Source organism: Amycolatopsis sp. NPDC104775, from assembly GCF_055583325.1.
In genome coordinates, this window is record NZ_JBVJOE010000001.1 from 1368907 (window position 1) to 1392533 (window position 23627).

18 protein-coding genes are annotated in these 23627 nt (G+C 70.4%); 8 read left to right on the top strand and 10 right to left on the bottom strand.

The window, feature by feature from the left end; genetic code table 11:
* Together ACZ63D_RS05975 and ACZ63D_RS05980 are read right to left on the bottom strand one after the other, a co-directional pair.
* On the bottom strand, positions 1 to 2241 hold the full coding sequence (locus ACZ63D_RS05975; RefSeq protein ID WP_465353177.1) for a HelD family protein: 2241 nt from the start codon (positions 2239 to 2241) through the stop codon (positions 1 to 3).
* Between the two features lie 89 nt (positions 2242 to 2330).
* Positions 2331 to 3311, bottom strand: a complete 981-nt coding sequence (locus ACZ63D_RS05980; RefSeq protein WP_465353178.1) for a heme o synthase — start codon at positions 3309 to 3311, stop codon at positions 2331 to 2333.
* A gap of 440 nt (positions 3312 to 3751) precedes the next feature.
* Between ACZ63D_RS05980 and tkt the strand changes: the two genes are divergently transcribed.
* The 6 genes from tkt to pgl are packed head-to-tail and all read left to right on the top strand — an operon-like array spanning position 3752 to position 11928.
* Positions 3752 to 5851 (top strand): transketolase, encoded by a 2100-nt coding sequence (tkt, locus tag ACZ63D_RS05985; protein ID WP_465353179.1) that lies wholly within the window; start codon positions 3752 to 3754, stop codon positions 5849 to 5851.
* 13 nt (positions 5852 to 5864) lie between these two features.
* Complete coding sequence (gene tal / locus ACZ63D_RS05990; protein WP_465353180.1) at positions 5865 to 6974, top strand: transaldolase; 1110 nt, start codon at positions 5865 to 5867, stop codon at positions 6972 to 6974.
* A gap of 10 nt (positions 6975 to 6984) precedes the next feature.
* A complete protein-coding gene (locus ACZ63D_RS05995; protein WP_465353181.1) occupies positions 6985 to 8604 on the top strand; it encodes a glucose-6-phosphate isomerase in 1620 nt (539 codons plus the stop codon).
* Positions 8601 to 10130 (top strand): glucose-6-phosphate dehydrogenase, encoded by a 1530-nt coding sequence (zwf, locus tag ACZ63D_RS06000; RefSeq protein WP_465353182.1) that lies wholly within the window; start codon positions 8601 to 8603, stop codon positions 10128 to 10130. Before ACZ63D_RS05995 ends, zwf begins: the two co-directional genes overlap by 4 nt.
* A complete protein-coding gene (gene opcA / locus ACZ63D_RS06005) occupies positions 10127 to 11158 on the top strand; it encodes a glucose-6-phosphate dehydrogenase assembly protein OpcA (RefSeq protein ID WP_465353183.1) in 1032 nt (343 codons plus the stop codon). Before zwf ends, opcA begins: the two co-directional genes overlap by 4 nt.
* Complete coding sequence (gene pgl / locus ACZ63D_RS06010; RefSeq protein ID WP_465353184.1) at positions 11155 to 11928, top strand: 6-phosphogluconolactonase; 774 nt, start codon at positions 11155 to 11157, stop codon at positions 11926 to 11928. Before opcA ends, pgl begins: the two co-directional genes overlap by 4 nt.
* 96 nt (positions 11929 to 12024) lie before the next feature.
* Here the strand turns inward: pgl and ACZ63D_RS06015 are convergent, their stop codons facing one another.
* Positions 12025 to 12684, bottom strand: coding sequence for a GntR family transcriptional regulator (locus ACZ63D_RS06015; protein ID WP_465353700.1), 660 nt, complete (start codon positions 12682 to 12684; stop codon positions 12025 to 12027).
* Positions 12685 to 13385: 701 nt separating this feature from the next.
* Between ACZ63D_RS06015 and ACZ63D_RS06020 the strand changes: the two genes are divergently transcribed.
* Positions 13386 to 14588 carry a sensor histidine kinase gene (locus ACZ63D_RS06020; RefSeq protein WP_465353185.1) on the top strand — a complete coding sequence of 401 codons (1203 nt, stop codon included), beginning with the start codon at positions 13386 to 13388 and terminating at the stop codon, positions 14586 to 14588.
* Positions 14589 to 15081: 493 nt separating this feature from the next.
* Here the strand turns inward: ACZ63D_RS06020 and ACZ63D_RS06025 are convergent, their stop codons facing one another.
* From ACZ63D_RS06025 to ACZ63D_RS06055, 7 genes are all read right to left on the bottom strand, one after another.
* A complete protein-coding gene (locus ACZ63D_RS06025) occupies positions 15082 to 15426 on the bottom strand; it encodes an RNA polymerase-binding protein RbpA (protein ID WP_009075886.1) in 345 nt (114 codons plus the stop codon).
* A 76-nt stretch (positions 15427 to 15502) separates the two neighbouring features.
* Positions 15503 to 15733, bottom strand: coding sequence for a preprotein translocase subunit SecG (secG, locus tag ACZ63D_RS06030; protein ID WP_033292761.1), 231 nt, complete (start codon positions 15731 to 15733; stop codon positions 15503 to 15505).
* Between the two features lie 136 nt (positions 15734 to 15869).
* Positions 15870 to 16655: a triose-phosphate isomerase gene (gene tpiA, locus ACZ63D_RS06035; RefSeq protein ID WP_465353186.1), complete on the bottom strand. Its 786-nt coding sequence runs from the start codon at positions 16653 to 16655 to the stop codon at positions 15870 to 15872.
* A complete protein-coding gene (locus tag ACZ63D_RS06040) occupies positions 16656 to 17870 on the bottom strand; it encodes a phosphoglycerate kinase (RefSeq protein WP_465353187.1) in 1215 nt (404 codons plus the stop codon).
* Between the two features lie 5 nt (positions 17871 to 17875).
* Positions 17876 to 18877, bottom strand: coding sequence for a type I glyceraldehyde-3-phosphate dehydrogenase (gene gap / locus ACZ63D_RS06045; protein ID WP_465353188.1), 1002 nt, complete (start codon positions 18875 to 18877; stop codon positions 17876 to 17878).
* 1278 nt (positions 18878 to 20155) lie between these two features.
* Positions 20156 to 21409: a winged helix DNA-binding domain-containing protein gene (locus ACZ63D_RS06050; RefSeq protein ID WP_465353701.1), complete on the bottom strand. Its 1254-nt coding sequence runs from the start codon at positions 21407 to 21409 to the stop codon at positions 20156 to 20158.
* A gap of 110 nt (positions 21410 to 21519) precedes the next feature.
* Positions 21520 to 22410, bottom strand: coding sequence for a LysR family transcriptional regulator (locus ACZ63D_RS06055; protein WP_465353189.1), 891 nt, complete (start codon positions 22408 to 22410; stop codon positions 21520 to 21522).
* A gap of 112 nt (positions 22411 to 22522) precedes the next feature.
* Here ACZ63D_RS06055 and ACZ63D_RS06060 point away from each other — a divergent pair, with 112 nt between their 5' ends.
* Positions 22523 to 23503 (top strand): YncE family protein, encoded by a 981-nt coding sequence (locus ACZ63D_RS06060; RefSeq protein WP_465353190.1) that lies wholly within the window; start codon positions 22523 to 22525, stop codon positions 23501 to 23503.
* Positions 23504 to 23627 lie beyond the last annotated feature (124 nt).

Here is a 23627-nt window from a genome sequence, read left to right on the forward strand (position 1 = left end):
CTAGCCAAGGCCGCCGAGCGCGGGCACCGCCGGACCAGTCCGCACCACGCCGAGCCGCTGCGTCGCCCGGGTCAGCGCCACGTACAAGTCGTTGAGCCCGCGCGCCGACCCCGCCACGATCTCGTCCGGCGACACCAGCACGACTCCGTCGAACTCCAGCCCCTTGGCACGGTCGACCGTCAGCACGCTCAGCCGCTCGTCCTCCGGCAGCAGTTTCCGCGCCTCGTCGAGGCGACCGCCCGGCACCAGCACGGCCACGGTCCCACCGTCCACAGCGGACAGTTCCGCGGCCACCAGCGACGGCAGTTCTTCCTCCAGCGAAGAAACTTCGACGCCCCAGGGCGGCACCCCGGTCTCCCGCACCGACGTGGGCGCGGCCAGGTCCACGTCGAGTTCCGCGAGCACGCCCGCCGCGACCGCCATGATCTCCGCCGGGGTCCGGTAGTTCACCGTCAGCTGTTCGAGCCGCCAGCGGTCCGCGACATACGGCGACAGCACCTCGTCCCAGGTCCGCGCTCCCCCGGCGGCCCCGGTCTGCGCGACGTCGCCGACCAGCGTCATCGACCGGTTCGGCGTGCGGCGCATCAGCAGCCGCCAGTCCATCGCGGAGAGCTCCTGCGCCTCGTCCACGATCACGTGCCCGAACGTCCAAGTCCGGTCCTGCGCGGCCCGCTGCGCCGCGGTCAGCTGGCTGCGCGCCTGTTGCCGTTCGGCGAACAGTTCGGCGTCCAGCACGTCGGACACCCGCAGGACCTCCTCGTCCTGGATTTCCTCGTCCTGATCGAGGATGTCCAGCACGCCCTCGGCGTACGCGCGTTCGACGCGTTCGCGGCGCTTGTCCTCGGCCTGTTCCTCGGAGTCGTCGCTGCCGAGCAGTTCGGCCAGTTCGTCGAGCAGCGGCACGTCGGCGGGCGTCCACTTCGCGGTGCGGCCGCTCTCCAGATGCTTCCGGTCCTCTTCGGACAGCAGTTCGCCTGCCGCTCGATCGAGGTGTTCGCGGTCGGCGAACAGGTCGTCCAGCAAGCCGCCCGGGGTGAGTTTCGGCCACAGCGAGTTCAGCGCGGCGGCGACCGCGGGGCTCGCCGCCAGCTCGACGCGGATGTCCTGCACGTCCTGCGCGTCCAGCAAATCCTCGCCCAGCGCGCGGGCGGCCTGCCGGGTGAGCGCGTCCAGCACGTCGGAGACGAACAGCCTGCGCGCGAGGTTGTGCGGCCGCCGCGAACGCCGCGCCCGAGTGCGAGCTTGCGCACAAGTCTTCCGGTCGAGCTTGAGGATCTCGCGTTCATGCTCGATTTCGATCACCGGATCGGGTACACCTTGCCGATCGCGGACCGCCTTGGCGAGCACGTCGGCCATCACCAGCCGGCCCTTCACCTCGGCCGCTTCCGGGGACTCGACGCCGTCGGCGTCCAAACCCGGCCACAGCTGCCCGATGGTCGACAACAGCACGCCGGTTTCGCCGAGCGACGGAAGCACCTGGCCGATGTAGCGCAGGAAGGTCGGGTTCGGGCCGACGACGAGCACGCCGCGCGTGGTCAGCTGCTGGCGGTGCGTGTAGAGCAGATACGCCGCGCGATGCAGTGCGACCGCGGTCTTCCCGGTGCCCGGCGCGCCCTGGACCACCATCACCCCGCCGAGCGGCGCGCGGATGATCCGGTCCTGTTCGGCCTGGATGGTCGCGACGATGTCGGCCATCTCGCCGGTCCGGCGGCGCTCCAGCGCGGCCAGCAGAGCGGCCTCGCCGGCGAGCCCGAGGTCCTGGCCCTGGTCGGCGGCGGTGAGGTCGAGGATCTCGTCGTCGAATCCGGTGAGGCGGCGGCTCAGCGACCGCAGGTGGCGACGGCGGCGCACGCCGTCCGGAGAGGCGGCCGTGGCGAGGTAGAAGGGCCGCGCGACCGGCGCGCGCCAGTCGATCAGCAGCGGCCGGTAGTCGTCGTCCTCGTCGAACAGCCCGAGCCGTCCGATGTAGGCGGTTTCCTCTTCGCTGCCGCCGGGCACGAAGTCCAGCCGCCCGAAGCACAATCCCTGCTCGACCGACCCGAGCTGGGCGAGCCGGTCGCTGTGCAGGGCCGTGGCGGCTTCGCGTTCGGTCCGCGCCTGCGGCGTCCCGCCGGTCTGGCGCAGGGTCTCGTCCAGCCGGCGCTGGGTCTGGGAGCGTTCGGCGTCGAGCTTCGCGAACAGCGCGTCGGTGTAGGCCTGCTCACGGCGCAGCTCGGCTTCGTAGGCCGGTTCCTCGGGCAAGGAAAGGTCCTGCTTTCAGGTCGGGATCGGGGCCGGAAGAGTGCAACCGGCGAGGATCCCGGGCCATTCCTGCCCGGTCACGGAAGGGGTCAGAACGGGAGGCCGAGGACCGGCAAGCCGATCGCCGAGTCGACCGCCAGCGCGACGAACACGATCATCAGGTACGTGTTCGACCGGTGGAACAGCGCCATCGGCTTGGTTTCCTCGCCGCGGTGCACGGCGGCCTGCAGCCGGTGCGCGTAGAAGAGGAACCAGCCGCCGGCCAGGATCGCGAAGGTCGCGTACAGCCAGCTGGTGACCGGGAGCAGCAGCAGCGTCCAGGCGACCATCACCCACGAGTAGATGACGATCTGCCGGGCGACGTGCTCGGCAGTCGCGACGACCGGGAGCATCGGCACGCCCGCGCGCTCGTAGTCGTCGCGGTACTTCATGCCCAGCGCCCAGGTGTGCGGCGGGGTCCAGAAGAAGATCACGCCGAACATCACGAACGCGGGCCACTGCACGGTGCCGGTGACCGCGACCCAGCCGATCAGCACCGGCATGCAGCCCGCCGCGCCGCCCCAGACCACGTTCTGCGACGTCCGCCGCTTGAGGCCGAGGGTGTAGACGAAGATGTAGAACAGGATGGTCGCGATCGCGAGGACCGCCGCCAGCAGGTTCACCGTGAAGTACAGGACGGCGAACGAGGCGACGCCGAGGACCAGGCCGAAGATCAGCGCGTTGCGCCGCGGCACCGCGTCCTTCACCAGCGGCCGCCGCTTGGTGCGGTTCATGACCTTGTCGATGTCGCTGTCGATCACGCAGTTCAGCGCGTTCGCGCTGCCCGCGGCCATGGTGCCGCCGACCAGCGTCGCGACCACCAGCCACGGGTTCGGCACCTCGCGCCCGGCGAGGAACATCGCGGGGATCGTGGTGACGAGGAGAAGCTCGATCACGCGCGGCTTCGCCAGCGCGGCGTACGCGCCGGCCACCTGGCGGAAGCTTCGCCGGGCCCCGTGCGGTCGCCCGCCGTCCGGGGGTACGGCGCTGGTGTCTTCACTGCGTCCGTGCGCAGCGTTCACCAACGACATTTCTCTCCCTGAGTCAGTCCTGGGCCGGGCGGCCCGGAAGAAAGAGGCGATGCTCCTGGAGAACTTCCGTACCTGGCCCGCGATCGATGTTAGACGTGGCGGACTGCTCCGATGCCCGCGGGTCCGGGACACGCCCGGCGATGTCTCGTCCGTCACGTCCGCCGCCGCGCGCCTCGATGAGTCGCGAGGGCCCGCGGCGGGTAGCCGACTACAGACAGGCGGGCAGGATCACCTCACCCGCAGGGCTGTCGCCCGCGCTCGCGCGCACGCGTACGCACTAGGGTGACACCGTCGGGCCGCTCGCTCCGCCTGCACAGCGCCGCCAGCAGGAATATCGTCCCTTCGGGATCGATTGAGATAACTGAGGGCGCACACCGCAGCACTTGAGCGGCACGCACGGAATACAGCCATCACCTCACCGACGCAGGAGTTCGAGTTCAGTGTCCGAAACCTCTAGCAGCGAGACCAACCCCTTGCTCCGGCGCAACGTGCCGGCCGACTGGACCGAGACCGACACCCGCGCCGTAGACACCGCCCGCGTGCTCGCCGCGGACGCCGTCGAGAACTGCGGCAGCGGCCACCCGGGCACCGCGATGAGCCTGGCGCCGCTGGCGTACACGCTGTTCCAGCGCACCATGCGGCACGACCCGGCCGACCCGGAGTGGCCCGCCCGCGACCGCTTCATCCTTTCCGCCGGGCACTCCAGCCTGACCCTCTACATCCAGCTGTACCTGGCCGGATTCGGCCTGGAGCTGGAGGACCTCAAGCAGCTGCGCCGCTGGGGCTCGAAGACCCCGGGCCACCCGGAGTACCGGCACACCAAGGGCGTCGAGACCACCACCGGCCCGCTGGGCCAGGGCCTCGCGAACGGCGTCGGCATGGCGATGGCGGCCCGGCGCGAGCGCGGCCTGCTGGACCCGGACGCCGCTCCCGGCGAGAGCATCTTTGACCACCACATCTACGTGATCGCCTCCGACGGCGACATCGAAGAGGGCGTCACCTCCGAGGCCTCGTCCATCGCGGGCCGCCAGGAGCTGGGCAACCTGATCGTCTTCTACGACGACAACAAGATCTCCATCGAGGACGACACCAACATCGCGCTGTCCGAGGACACCGCCAAGCGCTACGAGGCCTACGGCTGGCACGTGCAGACCGTCGAGGGCGGCGAGGACGTCGTCGCCATCGAAGCGGCCATCAAGGCGGCGCAGGCGGAGACCACGCGGCCGTCGTTCATCCAGCTGCGCACGATCATCGGCTACCCGGCCCCGACGAAGATGAACACCGGCAAGGCGCACGGCGCGGCGCTGGGCGCGGACGAGGTCGCCGGTGTGAAGAAGGCGCTGGGCTTCGACCCGGAGAAGGACTTCGCCGTCGAGGACGCGGTGCTCGCGCACACCCGCCAGGCGATCGAGCGCGGCGAGAAGCAGCGCGCCGAATGGCAGGAGCGCTTCGAGGCGTGGGCCGCGGCGAACCCGGAGCGCAAGAAGCTGGCCGACCGGCTGTCGACCCGCACGCTGCCCGAGGGCTTCGCGGACAACCTGCCGACCTGGGAGCCCGACGCCAAGGGCATCGCCACCCGCAAGGCCTCCGGCGAGGTGCTCAACGCGCTGGCCGAGCCGCTGCCGGAGCTGTGGGGCGGTTCCGCGGACCTCGCGGAGAGCAACAACACCACCATGAAGGGCGCCGACTCGTTCGGCCCGGCCTCGGCCGGCACCGACATGTGGAAGACCAACCCGTACGGCCGCACGCTGCACTTCGGCATCCGCGAGCACGCGATGGGCTCGATCCTCAACGGCATCGCGCTGCACGGCGGGACCCGCCCGTACGGCGCGACCTTCCTCACCTTCTCCGACTACATGCGCCCGCCGGTCCGGCTCGCCGCGCTGATGAAGGCCCCGGTCATCTACGTGTGGACGCACGACTCGATCGGCCTCGGCGAGGACGGCCCGACGCACCAGCCGATCGAGCAGATCGCCGCGCTGCGCGCCATCCCCGGCCTCAACGTCGTCCGCCCGGCGGACGCCAACGAGACCGCGTACGCGTGGAAGGCCGTGCTGGAGGACGTGCACCACCCGTCCGGCTTCGCGCTGACCCGGCAGAACGTGCCGGTGCTGGAGGGCACCAACGCCGAGGGCGTCAAGAAGGGCGGCTACGTGCTGGCCGAGGCGTCCAACGGCGCCCCGGAGGTCGTGCTGATCGCGACCGGTTCCGAGGTCCAGCTGGCCGTCGAGGCGCGCAAGACCCTCGAGGCCGACGGCATCCCGACCAGCGTGGTCTCGATGCCGTGCGTCGAGTGGTTCGACGCGCAGGAGCAGTCCTACAAGGACGCCGTCCTGCCGCCGACGGTCAAGGCCCGCGTCTCGGTCGAGGCCGGGATCGCCATGCCGTGGCAGCGCTTCACCGGCGACGCCGGCGAGAACGTGTCGATCGAGCACTACGGCGCCTCGGCCGACGCCGCGACGCTGTTCCGCGAATTCGGCTTCACCGCCGAAGCCGTGGTCGACGCCGCGCGCCGCTCGATCGCCAACACCAAGAACTGAAAGGAGCGCAATCATGACTGACCGACTCGGACAGCTGTCCGAAGCAGGCGTCTCGATCTGGCTGGACGACCTTTCGCGCGAGCGCCTGAACTCGGGCAACCTCGCCGGGCTCATCCGCGACAAGCACGTCGTCGGCGTGACCACCAACCCGACCATCTTCGCGAACGCGCTGTCGAAGGGCGCCGCTTACGACGAGCAGGTCAACGACCTCGCCGCCCGCGGCGCGGACCTCGACGGCACCGTCCGGGAGCTGACCACCACCGACGTGCGCAACGCCGCAGACCTGTTCCGCGACGTGTACAACGCCACGAACGGCGTCGACGGCCGCGTGTCGATCGAGGTGGACCCGCGCCTGGCGAAGGACGCCGACAAGACGGTGGCCGAGGCGAAGGACCTGTGGAAGACCGTCGACCGGCCGAACGTGATGATCAAGATCCCGGCGACCGAAGAGGGTCTGCCCGCGATCACCGCGGTGCTCGCCGAGGGCATCAGCGTCAACGTCACGCTGATCTTCTCCGTCGAGCGCTACGAGGCCGTCATCAAGGCCTTCTTCGCCGGTCTGGAGCAGGCGAAGGCCAACGGCCACGACCTCAAGGGCATCCACTCGGTCGCGTCGTTCTTCGTGTCCCGAGTGGACAGTGAAGTCGACAAGCGGCTGAACGCGATCGGCACCGACGAGGCCAAGGCGCTGCTGGGCGAGGCGGCCATCGCCAACGCGCGGCTCGCGTACGACGCCTTCGAGAAGCTCTTCGCCACCGACCGGTGGAAGGCGCTCGCCGAGGCGGGCGCGAACGCGCAGCGTCCGCTGTGGGCCTCCACCGGCGTGAAGGACCCGGCCTACTCCGACACCCGGTATGTCGACCAGCTCGTGGTCAAGGACGTCGTGAACACGATGCCCGAGAAGACCATGGACGCGGTCGCCGACCACGCCGAGATCACCGGCGACACGGTTTCCGGAAAGGGCGAGCAGGCGCAGGCGGTCTTCGACAAACTGTCCGCGGCGGGCATCGACGTGCCCGACGTGTTCCGCACGCTGGAGACCGAGGGCGTCGAGAAGTTCGAGAAGTCCTGGCAGGAACTGCTGGACACGGTGACCGGGCAGCTGAACAAAGCGAGGGGCTGAACCAGAGACCATGAGCGGGGACGAAACCGGCGTCGTGATCGTCGACGCCGAACTGGCAGAAAAGGCAGCGCCGCTGGCGCAGCGGCTGGCCGCCGACGGCGCCGCTGCCAAGCTCGCCGCCCAGGACTCCACGCTGTGGGGTCCGGACGCCGAGTCCGAAGCGTCGATCCGATTGTCCTGGACGACGTTGCACAAGTCGTCGCGTCCGTTGATCGGGGAAATCGAAGCGCTGCGCGCGGAACTGCGCGGCGAGGGCGTGGACCGCGTGGTGCTCGCCGGCATGGGCGGCTCGTCGCTCGCGCCGGAGGTCATCACCGCCACCGCCGGCGTCCCGCTCACGGTGCTCGACACGACCGACCCCGGCCAGGTGGCCGACGCGCTCGCGGGCGACCTCGAGCGCACGGTCATCGTGGTGTCGTCGAAATCCGGCGGCACCGTGGAGACCGACAGCCACCGCCGGATCTTCGCCAAGGCGTTCGCGGACACCGGGATCGACGCGGCGCGGCGCATCGTCGTCGTCACCGATCCCGGCTCCCCGTTCTCCGAACTGGCGGAGAAAGAGGGCTACCGCAAAACTTTCCTGGCCGACCCGCACGTCGGCGGCCGCTACTCCGCGCTGACCGCGTTCGGCCTCGTTCCGGCCGGCCTCGCGGGCGCGGACGTCGCGCGGCTGCTCGACCAGGCCGCGTCGGTGGCGGAAACGCTCGCCGAGGACACCGCCGAGAATCCGGCCGTGCAGCTGGCGGCGGCCTGGGCGGCGGCGCACGAAGCGGGCGCGGAGAAGGTCGTGCTGGCCGACACCGGCTCCGGCATCAAGGGTTTCCCGGACTGGGCGGAGCAGCTGATCGCCGAATCCACCGGCAAGCTCGGCACCGGCCTGCTGCCGGTGGCCGTCGAGAGCCCGGAGGCGCCCGGGTTCGCCGACCATGGCAAGGACGCGACCGCGGTCGCGATCGGAGCCCCGGAAGGCGCGGCGCAGATCTCGGTGACCGGACCGCTCGGCGCGCAGTTCCTGATCTGGGAGTTCGCGACCGCGCTCGTCGGAAGGCTGATCGGGATCAACCCGTTCGACCAGCCGGACGTCGAAGCGGCCAAGAAGGCGGCTCGCGCGCTGCTGGACGACCCGGAGAAGCTCAAGGGCGGCGAAGCACCGGCCACTGTGGACGGTGCGGTCGAAGTCTTTGGCAGCGAAGGAGTTTCCACCGACGGCAAGCTCGCCGACGTGCTGCGCGCGTTCTTCGGTTCGGTGGCCGACGGCGGGTACATCGCGGTGCAGGCCTACCTCGACCGCCTGGACGACGCGTCGACTTCCTTGCTGCGCGGCGAAATCGCCAAGCGGACCGGGGTGCAGACCACGTTCGGCTGGGGCCCGCGGTTCCTGCACTCCACCGGGCAGTACCACAAGGGCGGCCACCAGAACGGCAGCTTCCTGCAGATCACCGGCGCGGTGGACGAGGACCTCCCGGTGCCGGACCGCCCGTACACGCTGGGGCAGCTGCAGCACGCGCAGGCGCTCGGCGACGGCCAGGTGCTCGCCGAGCACGGGCGTCCGGTGCTGCGGCTGCACCTGACCGACCGCGCCGCCGGGCTCGCCGAGCTCGTCCGGGCAGTGCAGGAGGCCGCTCAGTGACCACCTGGCGCAACCCGCTGCGGGACCCCCGCGACAAGCGGCTGCCGCGGATCGCCGGGCCGTCGAGCCTGGTGATCTTCGGCGTCACCGGCGACCTGGCGCGCAAGAAGCTCATGCCGGCCATCTACGACCTCGCGCACCGCGGGCTGCTGCCCGCCGGGTTCTCGCTGGTCGGCTTCGCCCGCCGGGACTGGGAGCACCAGGACTTCGGCGAGCTGGTGCACGATTCGGTGCGCGAGCACGCGCGGACGCCGTTCAAGGAGTCGGTGTGGAACCGGCTCGCCGAAGGGATCCGGTTCGTCCAGGGCACCTTCGACGACGACGAGGCGTTCGACCGGCTCGCGAAGACCGTGCGCGAACTGGACGAGGAACGCGGCACCGGTGGCAACACCGCGTTCTACCTGTCGATCCCGCCGGGCGCGTTCCCGGTGGTGACCAAGCAGCTGGCGCGTTCGGGCCTCGCGCAGGCCGACGAGAACACCTGGCGGCGCGTGGTCATCGAGAAGCCGTTCGGGCACGACCTCAAGAGCGCGCGCGAGCTGAACGCGATCGTCAACGACGTCTTCCCCGAGGAGTCGGTGTTCCGCATCGACCACTACCTCGGCAAGGAGACGGTGCAGAACATCCTGGCGCTGCGGTTCGCGAACCAGCTGTTCGAGCCGATCTGGAACGCGAACTTCATCGACCACGTGCAGATCACCATGGCCGAGGACATCGGCCTCGGCGGCCGCGCGGGGTACTACGACGGGATCGGCGCGGCGCGCGACGTCATCCAGAACCACCTGCTGCAGCTGCTCGCCTTCACCGCGATGGACGAGCCGCTGTCGTTCGAGCCGAAGGCGCTGCGCTCGGAGAAGGCCAAGGTGCTGGCCGCGACCAAGCCGATGCTGCCGCTGGACCAGACCACCGCGCGCGGGCAGTACGCGGGCGGCTGGCAGGGCGGCACGAAGGTGCCGGGACTGTTGCAGGAAGCCGGTTTCGCGAAGGACTCGACCACCGAGACCTACGCCGCGGTGACACTGGAGGTGCAGAACCGCCGCTGGGCGGGCGTGCCGTTCTACCTGCGCACCGGCAAGCGGCTCGGCCGCCGCGTCACCGAGATCGCGGTCGTGTTCAAGCGCGCGCCGCACCTGCCGTTCGATTCCACCTCCACCGAGGAGCTGGGGCAGAACGCGCTGGTCATCCGCGTGCAGCCGGACGAGGGCATCACGCTGCGGTTCGGTTCGAAGGTGCCGGGGACCACGATGGAGGTCCGCGACGTCACGATGGACTTCGGCTACGGCCACGCGTTCACCGAATCGTCGCCGGAGGCCTACGAGCGGCTGATCCTGGACGTGCTGCTGGGCGAGCCGTCGCTGTTCCCGGTGAACGAGGAAGTCGAGCTGTCGTGGGAAATCCTCGACCCGGTGCTGGCGCACTGGGCGAAGCTCGGCACCGCTCCGGAGCAGTATCCGCCGGGCAGCTGGGGTCCCAAGTCGGCGGACGAAATGATGGAACGTACCGGCAGGCACTGGAGGCGTCCGTGATCATCGACCTGCCGTCGACCACGACGTCGGCGCTGAACAAGAAGCTGGTGGAGATCCGCGAGCAAGGCGGCCAGGTCGCGCTCGGCCGGGTGCTGACGCTGGTGATCGTCGCGGACGACGACGCCAAACTCGAGGACGCCATCGAGGCCGCGAACGACGCCAGCCGCGAGCACCCGTCGCGGGTGATCGTCGTGGCGAAGGGCGCGCGCACCGCCGCGCCGCGCATAGACGGCCAGATCCGCGTCGGCGGCGACGCCGGCGCGAGCGAGGTCATCGTGCTGCGGCTGTACGGCCCGCTGGCCGCGCAGGGGCAGAGCGCGGTGGTGCCGCTGCTGCTGCCGGACGCGCCGATCGTCACCTGGTGGCCGGGTGCCGGGCCGAAGGCTCCCGCGGAGGACCCGCTCGGCCAGCTGGCGCAGCGCCGGATCACCGACTCCGCCGCGGAGAAGAACCCGATAAGGGCTCTCACGACGCGCGCGAAGTCCTATGTGGAGGGTGACACCGACCTGGCGTGGACCCGGCTGACCCGCTGGCGGGCGCAGCTGGTGTCGGCGCTGGACCTGCCGCCGTACGAGAAGATCACGAGCGCGACGGTGACCGGCGAGGCCGATTCGCCGTCCACCGAACTGCTCGCGGGCTGGCTCGCCGAGTACCTCAAGGCTCCGGTGCACCGGGTCAAGAGTTCGAGCGCGCAGGGCATCATCTCGGTGAAGCTGGAGCGGAAATCGGGCGCGGTGGAGCTGACGCGGCCGGACGGGCGGGTCGGCACGCTGACCCAGCCTGGCCAGCCGACGCGGCGGATCGCGTTGCAGCGGCGCAGCAACCCGGAGTGCCTCGTGGAGGAACTGCGGCGGCTCGACCCGGACGAGATCTACGAGGCGGCGCTGCACGGGCTGCACAAGATCGCCGCGTCCAACGGGTCCAAGCCCGCGGCCGCGAAGGCTCCGGCCAAGCCCGCCGCCGCCAAGCCCGCGACGGCGAAGCCGAAGGCGACCGGCCGCAAGACGGCGGAAAAGAGCGCCTCATGAGCCGGACCGAGGTCGTCGTCTACGAAAACCCGGACCTGCTGGCCGCGGCCGCCGCGGCCCGGCTGGTGACCCGGATCGTCGACGTGCAGGCGGCTCGTGGTGCGGCGTCGGTGGTGCTCACCGGCGGCGGCACCGGGATCGCCGTGCTGCGGGAACTGCGGGAATCCAGCGCCCGGGACGCGATCGACTGGTCGCGTCTGGACGTCTACTGGGGCGACGAACGGTTCGTCCCGGCGGATTCGGACGAGCGCAACGAGAAGGGCGCGCGCGAAGCCCTGCTCGACCACGTGCCGCTGGCTCCCGAGCGAGTGCACGCCATGGCCCCGTCGGACGGCGAATTCGGCGACGACGTCGCCGCGGCCGCCAAGGCCTACGCGAAGGTCCTCTCCGACGCGGCGGGCCCCGGGGCGGACGTGCCGGAGTTCGACATCATGCTGCTCGGCCTCGGCGGCGAGGGCCACACGGCGTCGCTGTTCCCGGAAACCGCCGAGGTGCGCGAAACGCGGCGTTCGGTGGTGCCGGTCCGCGACTGCCCGAAGCCGCCGCCGACCCGGGTTTCGCTTACCCTGCCCGCCATCCGCCGCGCCCGCGAGGTGTGGCTGATGACGGCGGGCACCGCGAAGGCGGACGCGGTCGCGCAAGCCTTGGCCGGTGCGCCGGAAACGCAGATTCCGGTCTCGGGCGCCCGGGGCTACCGGCGGACGCTGTGGCTCCTGGACCGCGAGGCGGCCGGGAAGCTGACGAAGGTGTATCAGCCGCCAGCCGAGTAAGACTGTTGACGGAAAGGGCTCCTCGCGCGGTCGGCGTGAGGAGCCCTTTTCGTTGGCATACCAAAGGGAGTCGCCGCTCGTGCGCGTCTGTCCCGCTTACTCCTCCGCCGCCTCCGCGCCACTCAGCACCGCCGCCGTCGCCGCCAAGTGCTCCGTCAGCAACTTCGCCGCCGCCTCCGGATCCCGGCTCAGCGCCGCCCGTTCCAGCCCCTCGTGCTGAACGAGCACTTCCTCCACCGGCAGCCGGTACGCCGGGTGGACCGACCATCGCCGGGCCAGTTCGCTGGCCATCCACATCCGGTCGAAAGTTTCCAACAGCACCGTGTTCCCGCAGCCGTCGAGCAGCGTGCGGTGGAACAAGCGATGCGCCTCCGCCCAAGCCGCGGAGTAGTAGCTGCCTTCGTCCGGCACATACATCGGCGTCCGGGCGAGCCGGTGCCCCGCCGCGCGCACCCGCGTCTCCCATTCCAGATCCCCGCGCTCGACGGACAACCGCAGCATCGCGGGCTCTACCGTCCGGCGCGCTTCGATGATCTCCTGCCACCGCTGATCGGCGAGCGCGGGCACGGCGAAGCCGCGGTTCGTCAGCCGTTCCGCCAGCCCCTCGCCGACCAGCCGGACCAGCGCCTCCCGCACCACGGCGAGGCTGACCTCGTAGCGCGCCGCCAGCTCCTGCGGTTTCAGCGCCTGTCCCGGCTCGACCTCGCCGCGCATGATCGCGTCGCGGACCTGGTCGTAGATCTGCTCGGACAGCATCTGCTTCATGCCCTCAGGATAGACGATCTGCAAAATCATCGATTATTGTCGATGTCGTCGATGGCGATGCGCTTCCAGTGGGAGGAATCCATGTCCGCCGACTCCCCGTTCTCACGCCTTCCCGACGCGCCGGGCTCCACCGCCGCGACCATCGGCCTGGACCGCTGAGCACCTCTCCGGATCCTTCGGCGCACCCGGAGGCAAGGCCAGGTCGCCGCATTTGCCCTGGTCCAGCGCGTTCGTAGGCGCTTCCAGCGGCGCGGCGACGCGGGAGCCGCTCGCTTCATCGGCGCGGCCCGCCCGCCGAGCACCGCCACTTCGTCGCACACCCGCTGGACCGACTGCGCAGTGACACTTTCTCCCACCCGCACGGGTGATCTCTCCCCCGTTAGCGCGTCCTCGACCTGGGCGGCAAAAGGAGCAACTGTCGCTCCGCCAAAAAGCGGCTCACCAGTATGTGGGAACCGCCGTATGGTGAACATAAGGTGATGTGATCGACACTAGGTGATGTCGCCCGCACTTCGTTCATCCTGTTGGAGCAGTTGTGGAGATTAGAACACCACAAAAACCACTCTGGGTGAAACTTACTGCCAACACACACGTTGTCGTTAGCATCCGCACATTTGTTCACCGCCGCGCGTCCCGATCGGGTGGCCGGAGCATCTCATCACTAAGTCCACAAGACGAATGGGGTCGCCGCGATGAGCACTGAGGGACTCTCGATTCCTGGCATCTCGATGAGCAGCTCCGCCGCGGGAGCCGCCCGGCGGGTCAGGCGCGTCAACCTGACCGGGGCGTTCGCCGTGTTCCGGAAGCCCATCGCCGCGACCATCGCGGTCGAAGCGGTGGTCGTGCTGCTGGCGGTGCTCGACGTGTGGCTCGTCGTGCCGCCGAAAGCACAGCCCTATTCGCTCTACTTGTCGGCCGCCGCGTGCCTCGCGGTCGTGGTGCGACGCCGGTTCCCGTTCCTCGCGGTGCTCGCCGCGGTGCCGGGATTCTTCGCCGGCTGGGCGCAGCTCGCCTCGATGCTCAACCTGGGCATGCTCGCGACGCGGAGGCAGCTGCACTGGCAGACCTGGGTCGGCGCGGGATTGGTGTTCACCTGCCGGTTCGTGCGGTGGCCGCTGCAGGAGTTCGCGGAACTGAGCTGGCGCGAACACGTCCTGGACGGGATCTACGGCGTCCTGGTGGCCGGGATGCCGATCGCGATCGGCCTGCTGATCGGGGCGCGCGCGGAGATCTCGGCGAAACTGGCCGAACTGGCGAAGAGCCGCGACCGCGAACGCCGCTTCCACGCCGACGCGGTGCGCGCCGAGGAACGCGCCCGGCTGGCCCGCGAAATGCACGACGTGGTGTCGCACCAGATCACGCTGATCGCCATGCAGGCCGGCGCCCTGCAGGCACAGGCCAAGGACGGCCCGGCGCTGGAGACGGCGCAGGTCATCCGCCAGCTGTCGACGCGGACGCTTGAGGAACTGCGCTCGCTGGTCAGCGTCCTGCGCTCCGGCTCCGGCGACGACGGCCCGCGCCCCGGGATCGGGGAACTGGACCACCTGATCCGCGAGTGCGACGTCCCGGTGCAGCTGACTGTCGAGCAACTGCCGGACACCCTGCCGAGCCAGGTCTCGGCCGCGGCGTACCGGACAGTGCAGGAATGCCTGACGAACGTCCACAAACACGCCCCCGGCGCGACGGCCACCATCCGCATCCACGCGGCGAGCGGCGCACTGGACATCGAGGTGGAGAACGCCCGCGCCTGCCGCGCCGGGGAAGCGTTCCCGTCCGGCGGCCACGGCCTCACCGGACTCGCCGAACGAGCCCGGCTGCTGGGCGGAAGCTTCGAAACGTCCGGCACGGAGGACGGCGGGTTCCGGGTTCGGGCGCGGTATCCGCTGGACCGCTGAGGCCGGTTCTCACCGGAACAAACGCCTACGAGGCCGGTGCGGCAATCGCGATCGCTTCCGCTCGCTTTCGCGCCTGCCCGCTCCCCGCGGCCGCCACAGGTCCAGACCAGCCGCCAGGGGGTCCGGACCGCCTGACCGGCGCCCCGGTCCCGCCGCGCTGCCGAGCCGAGCCGCCTTGCCGAACAGAGCCAGCGCGCATCTTCCCGAACCGCCCTGCGTCACACCCCGCCGAACAGAGCCAGGCCGCACCTTCCTGAACCCGCCCGCGCCACCCCGCCGAACCGAGCCAGTCCGCGCCGTCCCGAACCGCCGCGCCCTCCGAACAGAACCGCCCGCTCGGCAGTGGTCTGAATCTGTCCCGAGGTCCAGACCACCCGAGCCAGCCGTGGCCCCGGCCCCTCCCCCCGGCCAGGTCCAGCCCCGGGAACTAAAAAACCACCGGCCCTCGTCCTCGCGGACGGGAAGCCGGTGGTTCCGGAGAAAGAACCGTGCCTCAGATCAATTCGCGGCGTTGGCGGAGGCGCTCGAGCGCTTCGGCGAGGATGGCCTCGCCGTCGGCGTCGCTGCGGCGTTCCTTCACGTAAGCCAGATGTGTCTTGTACGGCTCGGTACGAGGCGCGGCGGGCGGATTCTGCTCGTCCTGACCGCCCGGGAGCCCGCAGCGCGGGCAGTCCCATTCATCGGGGATTTCCGCGTCCATCGCGAACGACGGGCGAGCTTCGTGCCCGTTCGCGCACCAATACGACACCCGGCGCCGTGGCGCCGATTCACCCCGCTCCGATTCGCCCGAAGGACCGGCACCCACGCGGGTGCCGCGAATCGCGTTACCGCCAACCATGAATCCTCACCCGTTGGAATCGGCGGCGCGCCCCCCAATAGGCACGCCGATCGCAAGTCCCCTTCCGGGGACCCGGTCAGACCTTGAGCAGGAGGCCGAGACCCACGATGCTGATCAGCCAGATGGCCCCGAGCAGCAGCGTGATCCGGTCGAGGTTCTTCTCGGCGACGCTGGACCCCGCGAGGCTCGACTGCATCCCGCCGCCGAACAGGGACGACAGGCCGCCGCCCCGGCCGCGGTGCAGCAGCACTGCCACCACCAGCAGGACGCTGGAGGCGATCAACAGGATTTGCAGGAACAGCTTCATGTCATCCTCTGTGCTTGTCGGAGCATGCAGGGGTACGGCCGGACCCGCACAGTGTGCGGATCTTCACCGTACCCCTGGACTCGTCCACTGCTCTAGTGACGGACCGAACACACAGGCTACCCGGTAGTGCCCACGATCAGGGCAGCGGGCCACCGGCGGCGAGCGCGCAGAGCTTCGTGAACTCCTCGCCGTCGAGGCTCGCGCCGCCGACCAGCGCACCGTCGATGTTGTCGGCGGCCACCAGCTCGGAGACGTTCCCGGATTTCACCGAGCCGCCGTAGAGCACGCGGACCGCCGTGGCGACCTCGTCGCCGTACTTCTCCGAGAGCGTCCCGCGCAGGGATTTGCAGACCTCTTCGGCGTCGGCGGCGGTCGCGACCTTGCCGGTGCCGATGGCCCACACCGGCTCGTACGCGATCACGACGGCCTGCACCTGCTCGGCCTTGAGCCCTTTGAGACCCTCGATCAGCTGGGTGCGGGTGTGCTCGAGGTGCTCGCCCGCCTCGCGGATCTCGAGCTCCTCGCCCACGCACAGGATCGGCGTGATGCCGTGCTTGAGCGCGGCCTTGACCTTCTTGTTGACCAGCTCGTCGGTCTCGCCGTGGATCGCGCGCCGCTCCGAGTGGCCGACGGTGACGAAGCTGCAGCCAAGCTTCGCCAGCATCGGGCCGGAGATGTCGCCGGTGAACGCGCCCGAGTCCTGCGGCGAGAGGTCCTGCGCGCCGTAGGTGAGCGAGAGCTTGTCGGCGTCGACCAGGGTCTGCACGCTGCGGATGTCGGTGAACGGCGGCAGCACCGCCACGTCCACCTTCGCGTAGTACTTCTCCGGCAGCGCGAAGGCGATCTTCTGCACCAGGGCGATGGCCTCGAGGTGGTTGAGGTTCATCTTCCAGTTGCCTGCCACCAGGGGCTTGCGTGCCACTTAGTTCTTCCCCTCCAGCGCCGCCACGCCGGGCAGCTCCTTGCCTTCCAGGTACTCCAGCGAGGCGCCGCCGCCGGTGGAGATGTGCGAGAAGCCGTCCTCGGGAAGGCCCAGCTGCCGCACCGCGGCCGCCGAATCGCCGCCGCCGACCACGGTGAACGCGTCGCTCTTCACGAGCGCTTCGGCCACCGCGCGGGTGCCGCCGGCGAACGCCTCGAATTCGAAGACGCCCATCGGGCCGTTCCAGAAGACGGTCGCCGCGTCGGCGAGCTTCCGCGCGAACAGCTCGGCGCTGCGCGGGCCGATGTCGAGGCCCATGCGGTCGGCCGGGATGGCGGTGACGTCGACGGCCTCGTTCGGCGCGTCGGCGGCGAACTCGGTCGCCGCGAGCACGTCGACCGGCAGCACCAGTTCGACGCCGCGCTTCTCGGCCTCGGCGAGGAAGCCCTTGACCTGGTCGAGCTGGTCTTCCTGCAGCAGCGACGTGCCGACCTCGTAGCCCTTGGCCTTGAGGAAGGTGTACGCCATGCCGCCGCCGATGAGCAGCCGGTCGACCTTGGTGAGCAGGTTCGCGATGACGCCGAGCTTGTCGGACACCTTCGAGCCGCCGAGCGCGACCACGTACGGCCGCTTGACGTCGTCGGTGAGCTTCTTCAGCACGTCCAGCTCGGCCAGCACGAGGCCGCCCGCGTAGGCCGGGAGCACCGCGGCGATCTCGTAGACCGAGGCCTGCTTGCGGTGCACGACGCCGAAGCCGTCGGAGACGAACGCCCCGCCCGGCACCAGCGCGGCCAGCTCGGCCGCCAGCTCGGACCGGTCGACCGCGTCCTTGCTGGTCTCGCGCGCGTCGAAGCGCACGTTCTCCAGCAGCACGACGCCGCCGTCAGCCAGTCCGGCCACCAGGGCCTTGGCCGACTCGCCGACGAGGTCGCCGGCCAGCGGGACCTCGGAGCCGAGCAGTTCGCCCAGCCGCTTCGCGACCGGCGCGAGCGTGAACTTCGGGTCCGGTTCGCCCTTGGGGCGGCCCAGGTGGGCCGTGACGACGACCTTCGCGCCCGCCTCGGCGAGCTTCTTGATCGTCGGGAGAGCGGCGCGGACCCGGCCGTCGTCGGTGATGGCCGACCCGTCGAGCGGGACGTTCAGGTCGGAACGCACGAGTACGTACCGGCCCTGAACGCCCTCGCCCAGCAGGTCGTCGAGGTTCTTGACGCTCATCCGGTTCAGAGCTTCGAGCCGACGAGCTTGATCAGGTCGGCGAGGCGGTTGGAGTAGCCCCACTCGTTGTCGTACCAGCCGACGACCTTGACCTGGTTCCCGATCACCTTGGTGAGCGGCGAGTCGTAGATGCAGGACGCCGGGTCGGTGACGATGTCCGAGGACACGATCGGGTCGACCGAGTAGCGCAGGATGCCCGCCAGCGGGCCCTCGGCGGCTGCCTTGTACGCCTCGTTGATCTCGTCGACGGTGGCCGGCTTCTTGAGGGTGACGGTGAGGTCGGTGGCCGAGCCGGTCGGGACCGGGACGCGCAGCGCGTAGCCGTCCAGCTTGCCGAGCAGCTCCGGCAGCACGAGGCCGATCGCCTTGGCCGCGCCGGTCGAGGCCGGGACGACGTTCAGGGCGGCGGCGCGGGCGCGGCGCAGGTCCTTGTGCGGGCCGTCCTGCAGGTTCTGGTCCTGCGTGTAGGCGTGGATCGTGGTCATCAGGCCCTGCTCGATGCCGAAGGCGTCGTTGAGGACCTTGGCCAGCGGGCCGAGGCAGTTGGTGGTGCAGGACGCGTTCGAGATGATCGTCTGCGAGCCGTCGTACTTGTCGTCGTTGACGCCGAGGACGACGGTCAGGTCCTCGCCCTTGGCGGGCGCGGAGATGATGACCTTCTTCGCGCCGCCGGCGATGTGCGCCTTGGCGGCGTCGGCGTTGGTGAAGAAGCCGGTCGACTCGACGACGACGTCCACGCCCAGGTCGCCCCAGGGCAGGTTGGCCGGGTCGCGCTCGGCGAGGGCCTTGATGGTCTTGCCGTCGACGACGATGCCCTCGTCGCTGACGCTGACCTCGCCCGGGAAGCGGCCGAGGATCGAGTCGTACTTGAGCAGGTGGGCCATGGTGGCGACGTCGCCGAGGTCGTTGAACGCGACGACCTCGATGTCGTGACCGCTCGCCTTCACGGCACGGAAGAAGTTGCGGCCGATCCGGCCGAAGCCGTTGACACCTACGCGAACGGTCACTGCTGCCACTCCTCTGGTGTTGATCACGGCGGCGGCGCACCGGCCGCCGACCGTTCGGTTGACACTGCGGAAGTTCCCCGGGGCGCCCGCCCCGGACGACTCCTGCGACTTCCGGTTTCGGGCGCAACCCTAGCGTGCGGGCGTCGTTGCCCCGGACTGCCCTGACGAGACTTCCACCACTGCCCGGAGACGTCAAGAATCGATTAAGAACCCAGCTCAGCCGGGTGAGGACCGGAAACGGGGCGGCCGCTGCGGCGGAGGTTCGGGGCGGGGGCGGACCACTCGCTTGATCGGTCTTGGTGCCCCGGTTCACGCTGTCGGGGCGGTTTCGGCGGGCGGCGTGGGGCGGGGGCGTGCCGGGAGGGGCGGAGGGGGGGCGGAGGGGGTCGGCGCGGATCGGTCCGGCGCGGGCTTCGGTGCTTGGCGGGGACCGTCGGTGATCATCCGGGGCGGGGGCAATGGTGACCGTGGGCGCGGTCCGGCCGACGCCGGATGTCTCTGTCTCGGGTGCCTTGAGGTGGGCCGGGTCAGCAGCGGGCACCGGTGTTCTCGCCGTGGGCTGCGCCGGGAGGCGACGGTGAGGAGCCGCGGGGAGATCGGTGGCTGCGGTCCTCTGCTGTTGGCTGATGGATTCGGCTTTGAGAGTCGACGGGGATTCCCGCCTGACCCGGGCGGGCGCGAGATCCCGCAATCGTTGAAGGCGAACTGGCCAGTCTGAGCGGGTAGGCGGGCGGCGAGTTGGCGGGTAGGGGGCAGACGCGGCGGCAGGCGGGCAGGCAGCAAGTTGGCAGGCGGCAGACGGGCAGTGTGGCGGGTGGACCGGGCGGCGGGCAGACGCAGCGGCAGGCAGGGCGGCAGGCAAGCCGAGTGACGGGCGGGCCGAGCGACAGACGGGCAGGGCGGTAGGCGGCAGGCAGGCCGAGCGGCGGGCAGACGCGGCGGAAGACGGGCAGACGCGGCGCCCGGGAGCGGACGGCGAGCGGCGGGCATCTCGGGCGGCAGGCGGGCAGACCGCAGGCAGGCCGAGCAGCGGGCAGACACGGCGGCAGGCAAGAGGGCGGCAGCAGCGGGCGACGGACAGGCCAGGCAGCGGACAGGCGAGGAAGGCGACAAGTTGGCAGACGGGCAGGCCGGGCAGCAGGCCGACACGGCGGCAGGCCGAGCGGCGGGCGGCAAGTTGGCAGCCAGACAGCTTTTGCCCACGCGCGGCGGCCTGGCGTTCCGTTCGTCGAGTCGGCAGCCGGACCGTCGAACCGCTCGACCGCACCCCCCAGTCCGCTACCCGGACAGCTCCTTCTCCGCCGGGGTGCGGAACTTCGGGACCACCCGCGCCTCCCCCAGCCACTCGGTCAGCCGGGCGGCCTCGGCCTCCACCGCGGTGGTCTTTTCCGCTCCGACGTCCTCCAGCAGGCGGACCGCGACCTCTCCCGACGGGCGCTGGGCCCACGCTCCGACGACGCGGCCGTCGCTCCAGATCGTGGGGCCGATGTTGCCGGTCCGGTCGAATAAGGCGGGATCGTGCGCACCGACGTACCAGTCTCGTGACTGCCAGCCCATCGCAGTCGGGTCCAGGGCCGGGAGAAGGGCGACCCACGGCTCTGGAGCGGTGACGGGGGCCAGGTCGTCGGGGAGTGCGATCGCGGGTTCGCCGTCCAGGTCGACCTCGGCCGGGGAGACGGCGGCGAGGGCCTTTTTGGTTTGGCCTGCCGTCCAGCCAGTCCACCAGCGGAGGTCGGCGACCGGCGCGGGGCCGAAGGCGTACAGCCATCGCCGGGCCAGGGCGGCTCGGGCTTCGTCTTCGGAGAGGCCGGGCCAGTCGGTCGAGCCAGGGTCCGACTCGGCGACGACGCCGGAGCCGGAGCCAGGCCCAACCCCGGAAAAGGAGCCGGGAACCGCATCGCTTCCTGCCAGCCAGTCGGTCATGGGAGCCCAGAAGTACTGCGTGCTTTGCCAGCTCCCCCGCGGGCGGCCGCGCACGATATGACCCTCCGCCGCGAGCTGGAACAGCACCCGGCTGGTGACGTTGCCGATCGACTCGTACGGCTTCCCCTTCGCCATCAGCAGTTGCTGCCGCAGGCGCGGTTCGTCCTCGGACAGTTGCTGAGCCGTCGCCGATCCCCTGGCGCGCAAGGCTTTTTCGACGCTCGCCATGACCTCGTCCAGCCACTCGCCGGGACGCGGGACGTTCTCTGGATGCCCCTGGGTGCCCAGCTGCTTTTCCAGCAGGCGGCGCTGGCGGGCGGCGATGTCGTACGAACACGCGGATTGAATCAACCCGGCCGTGGCGCGATCGGCGACGAACATGGTGCGTCGCATGCCCAAAAGGCGCAGGAGGGTGCGCCGGGAGTACAGCGCGTCCTCGACGTCGGCGACCGAGACCGCGCGCACGCGCGACCAGGCGGACAGGTACACCGAAGCCGGATCGGTGGCGTGCAGTGCGACGACGCCGTCGACTGCTTCCTCGACGGTCGTCGCCCGGGCCGCGAGGTGGTGGCGGACGCCGAGGCGGGCCCGGCGCTGGGCGAGGGTCATCTTCACGACTCGATTCCTACCACCAGGGTCCGACAGAAAACGCATCCGCGCTGGTCAGACGACCCTCTCCGAGAGCAGGTCGCGCACAAACGACCGAGTCGGCGGACTGGTCAAGCCAACGCGCGCAGGGCGGTGCGCACGTGGTCGCGGAACCAGAGCTGTGCCGGGTCGGAGGCGGTCCGGGGGTGCCAGGCCAGGCCTAGTTCAACAGCCGGCAGGTCCAGCGGGATGGGGAAGGTGCGCAGTCCCAAAGCCGACTGGAACGTGTCCAGCCAGCCAGCAATGGTGATGGTCACCAGGTCGCTTTCGCTGGCCAGGACGAGGGCGCTCGGATGCCCGGGGACGACGACGGCGACCCGGCGGCGCAAGCCCAGCCGGGCGAGGGCGGCGTCGATCGGGCCTTGCTGCTTGCCGCGGCGGGAGATGCCAATGTGTTCGGCGGCGGCGAAAGCGGGCGGGTCGATGGGTGCGTCGAAGAGCGGATTTCCTTGTCGCGCAACGCCTAGGACTGTCGATCGTACCAAGGGTTCGGTGCGGGCTTCGGGATCGTGATGCCCGGCGGCGCCGATCTCGAGGTCTACCCGGCCGTCGCGCAGTGCCCCACTGTCCTCTGTGGACTCTGGCACGAAAATCACCTCGGCGTGCGGAGCTTCGGCGCGCACGCGAGCGGTCAACGGGCCGGCCAGGCCGCTTACCACCAGATCGGCGGCTTGGACGGTGAAGGTGCGGCGCAGGTCCGCGGGGGTGAAACCGGGGCCGGGGCCCAGGATGCGGTCGGCGCGGTGCACCAGTGCGGCGACTTCGTCCTTCAGTTCCAGGGCGCGCGGGGTCGGGACCAGGCCTTGACCAGCGCGCACCAGAAGCGGGTCCCCTGCGGCACGGCGCAGTTTGGCGAGGGTGCGGCTCACCGCGGCGGGCGAGCTGCCCAGCCTGGCCGCGGCGCGCGTGACGCTGCCTTCCTGCAGGAGGACGTCCAGCACGCGCAAGAGGTTCAGGTCCATGGCCGTCCCGGAAGGTTTGCGTTCAGCGGAAGGATTCCGTGCCGATTCTTGCATCGACGCGCAATCCGCGACCACGCAGAGTGGAACACGCAAGCCACGAAAGGAGAAACCAGTGCACGAAGCGATACTCGCGGTCGCCGGGGCGCAAGGTCCGGCGGTCGCCTTCTTCGACATCGGGTCCGGGAAGCATCTCGGCACCGTCGAAGTGCCCGCGCAGCCGCACGACCTTTGCTTCGACCCGGTCCACCGCCTCGTCTGGACCGCGAGCGCGTACCGCCGCGGCGCCTATCACAGCCACGGCGAACGGGCGACCGAACTGACCGCGATCGATCCGGATTCGCGCGAGATCCTGGAGGTGGTCGACCTCTCGCCGGATCACGCGCCGCACGGGCTGGCGATCGATCCGCTGCGCGGGCTGCTGTACGCCACCGTCGAGGCCGGGCCAGAGCGCGAAGGCGGTCTCGTGGTGGTCGACACCGCGACGCGGCGGCCGGTCCGGCATCTCCCCGCCGGTGCGCCGGGGCCGCATTGGGTCGCGATCAGCCCGGACGGGCGGCGCGGGTTCGTGACCAACAAGGAAGCGCCGTTCGTGTCCTTTGTAGACCTTGACAGCGGCGAGGTCGAGAAGGTTTCGGTGCCGGGCAGCGAAGGACTGGAGATTTCCCGGGACGGCAAACGGCTTTACGTCGCGACACCGTATTTGGAGAACGGCACCGAGCCGGTCCGCGCGGCACCCGGAATCCGCGTGTTCGACGCGGTCGCCGGGACGCCGGAAGGCCTGCTGCCGACGGAACGTCCGGTGCTGCCGATCCATTGCACGACGTCCGGCGAGGTGCTGGCCGCCGAGCTGGGCGGGCGGTTGCTGGCGTTTTCGGCGACCAGCGGCGAACTGCTCGGGTCGATGGAGCTGGCGACGGAGTTCCCGCTCGCGATTCTGTCCGATCCGGACGGCCGGGTCGCCTTCGTGTCCGGAGCGGCGTCGACCGCGGTGGAGGTCGTCGATCTCGAAACCCGCACCGTGGTGACCACTTTGGACACCGAAGCGGCCGGGGCGGCAGGCGGACACGGGCTGGCGTACGTGCCTGTCAGCTGACGGGCCTCGGGGGGGGGGGGGGGGGGGGGAGGGGAGGGGGGGGAGGAGGGGGGGGTAGGGGTTGTTTTCTCTCCAAAAAAGCCACAACAAAAACCCCCAGAAAAGAGGCAGACTGAAACCCCCG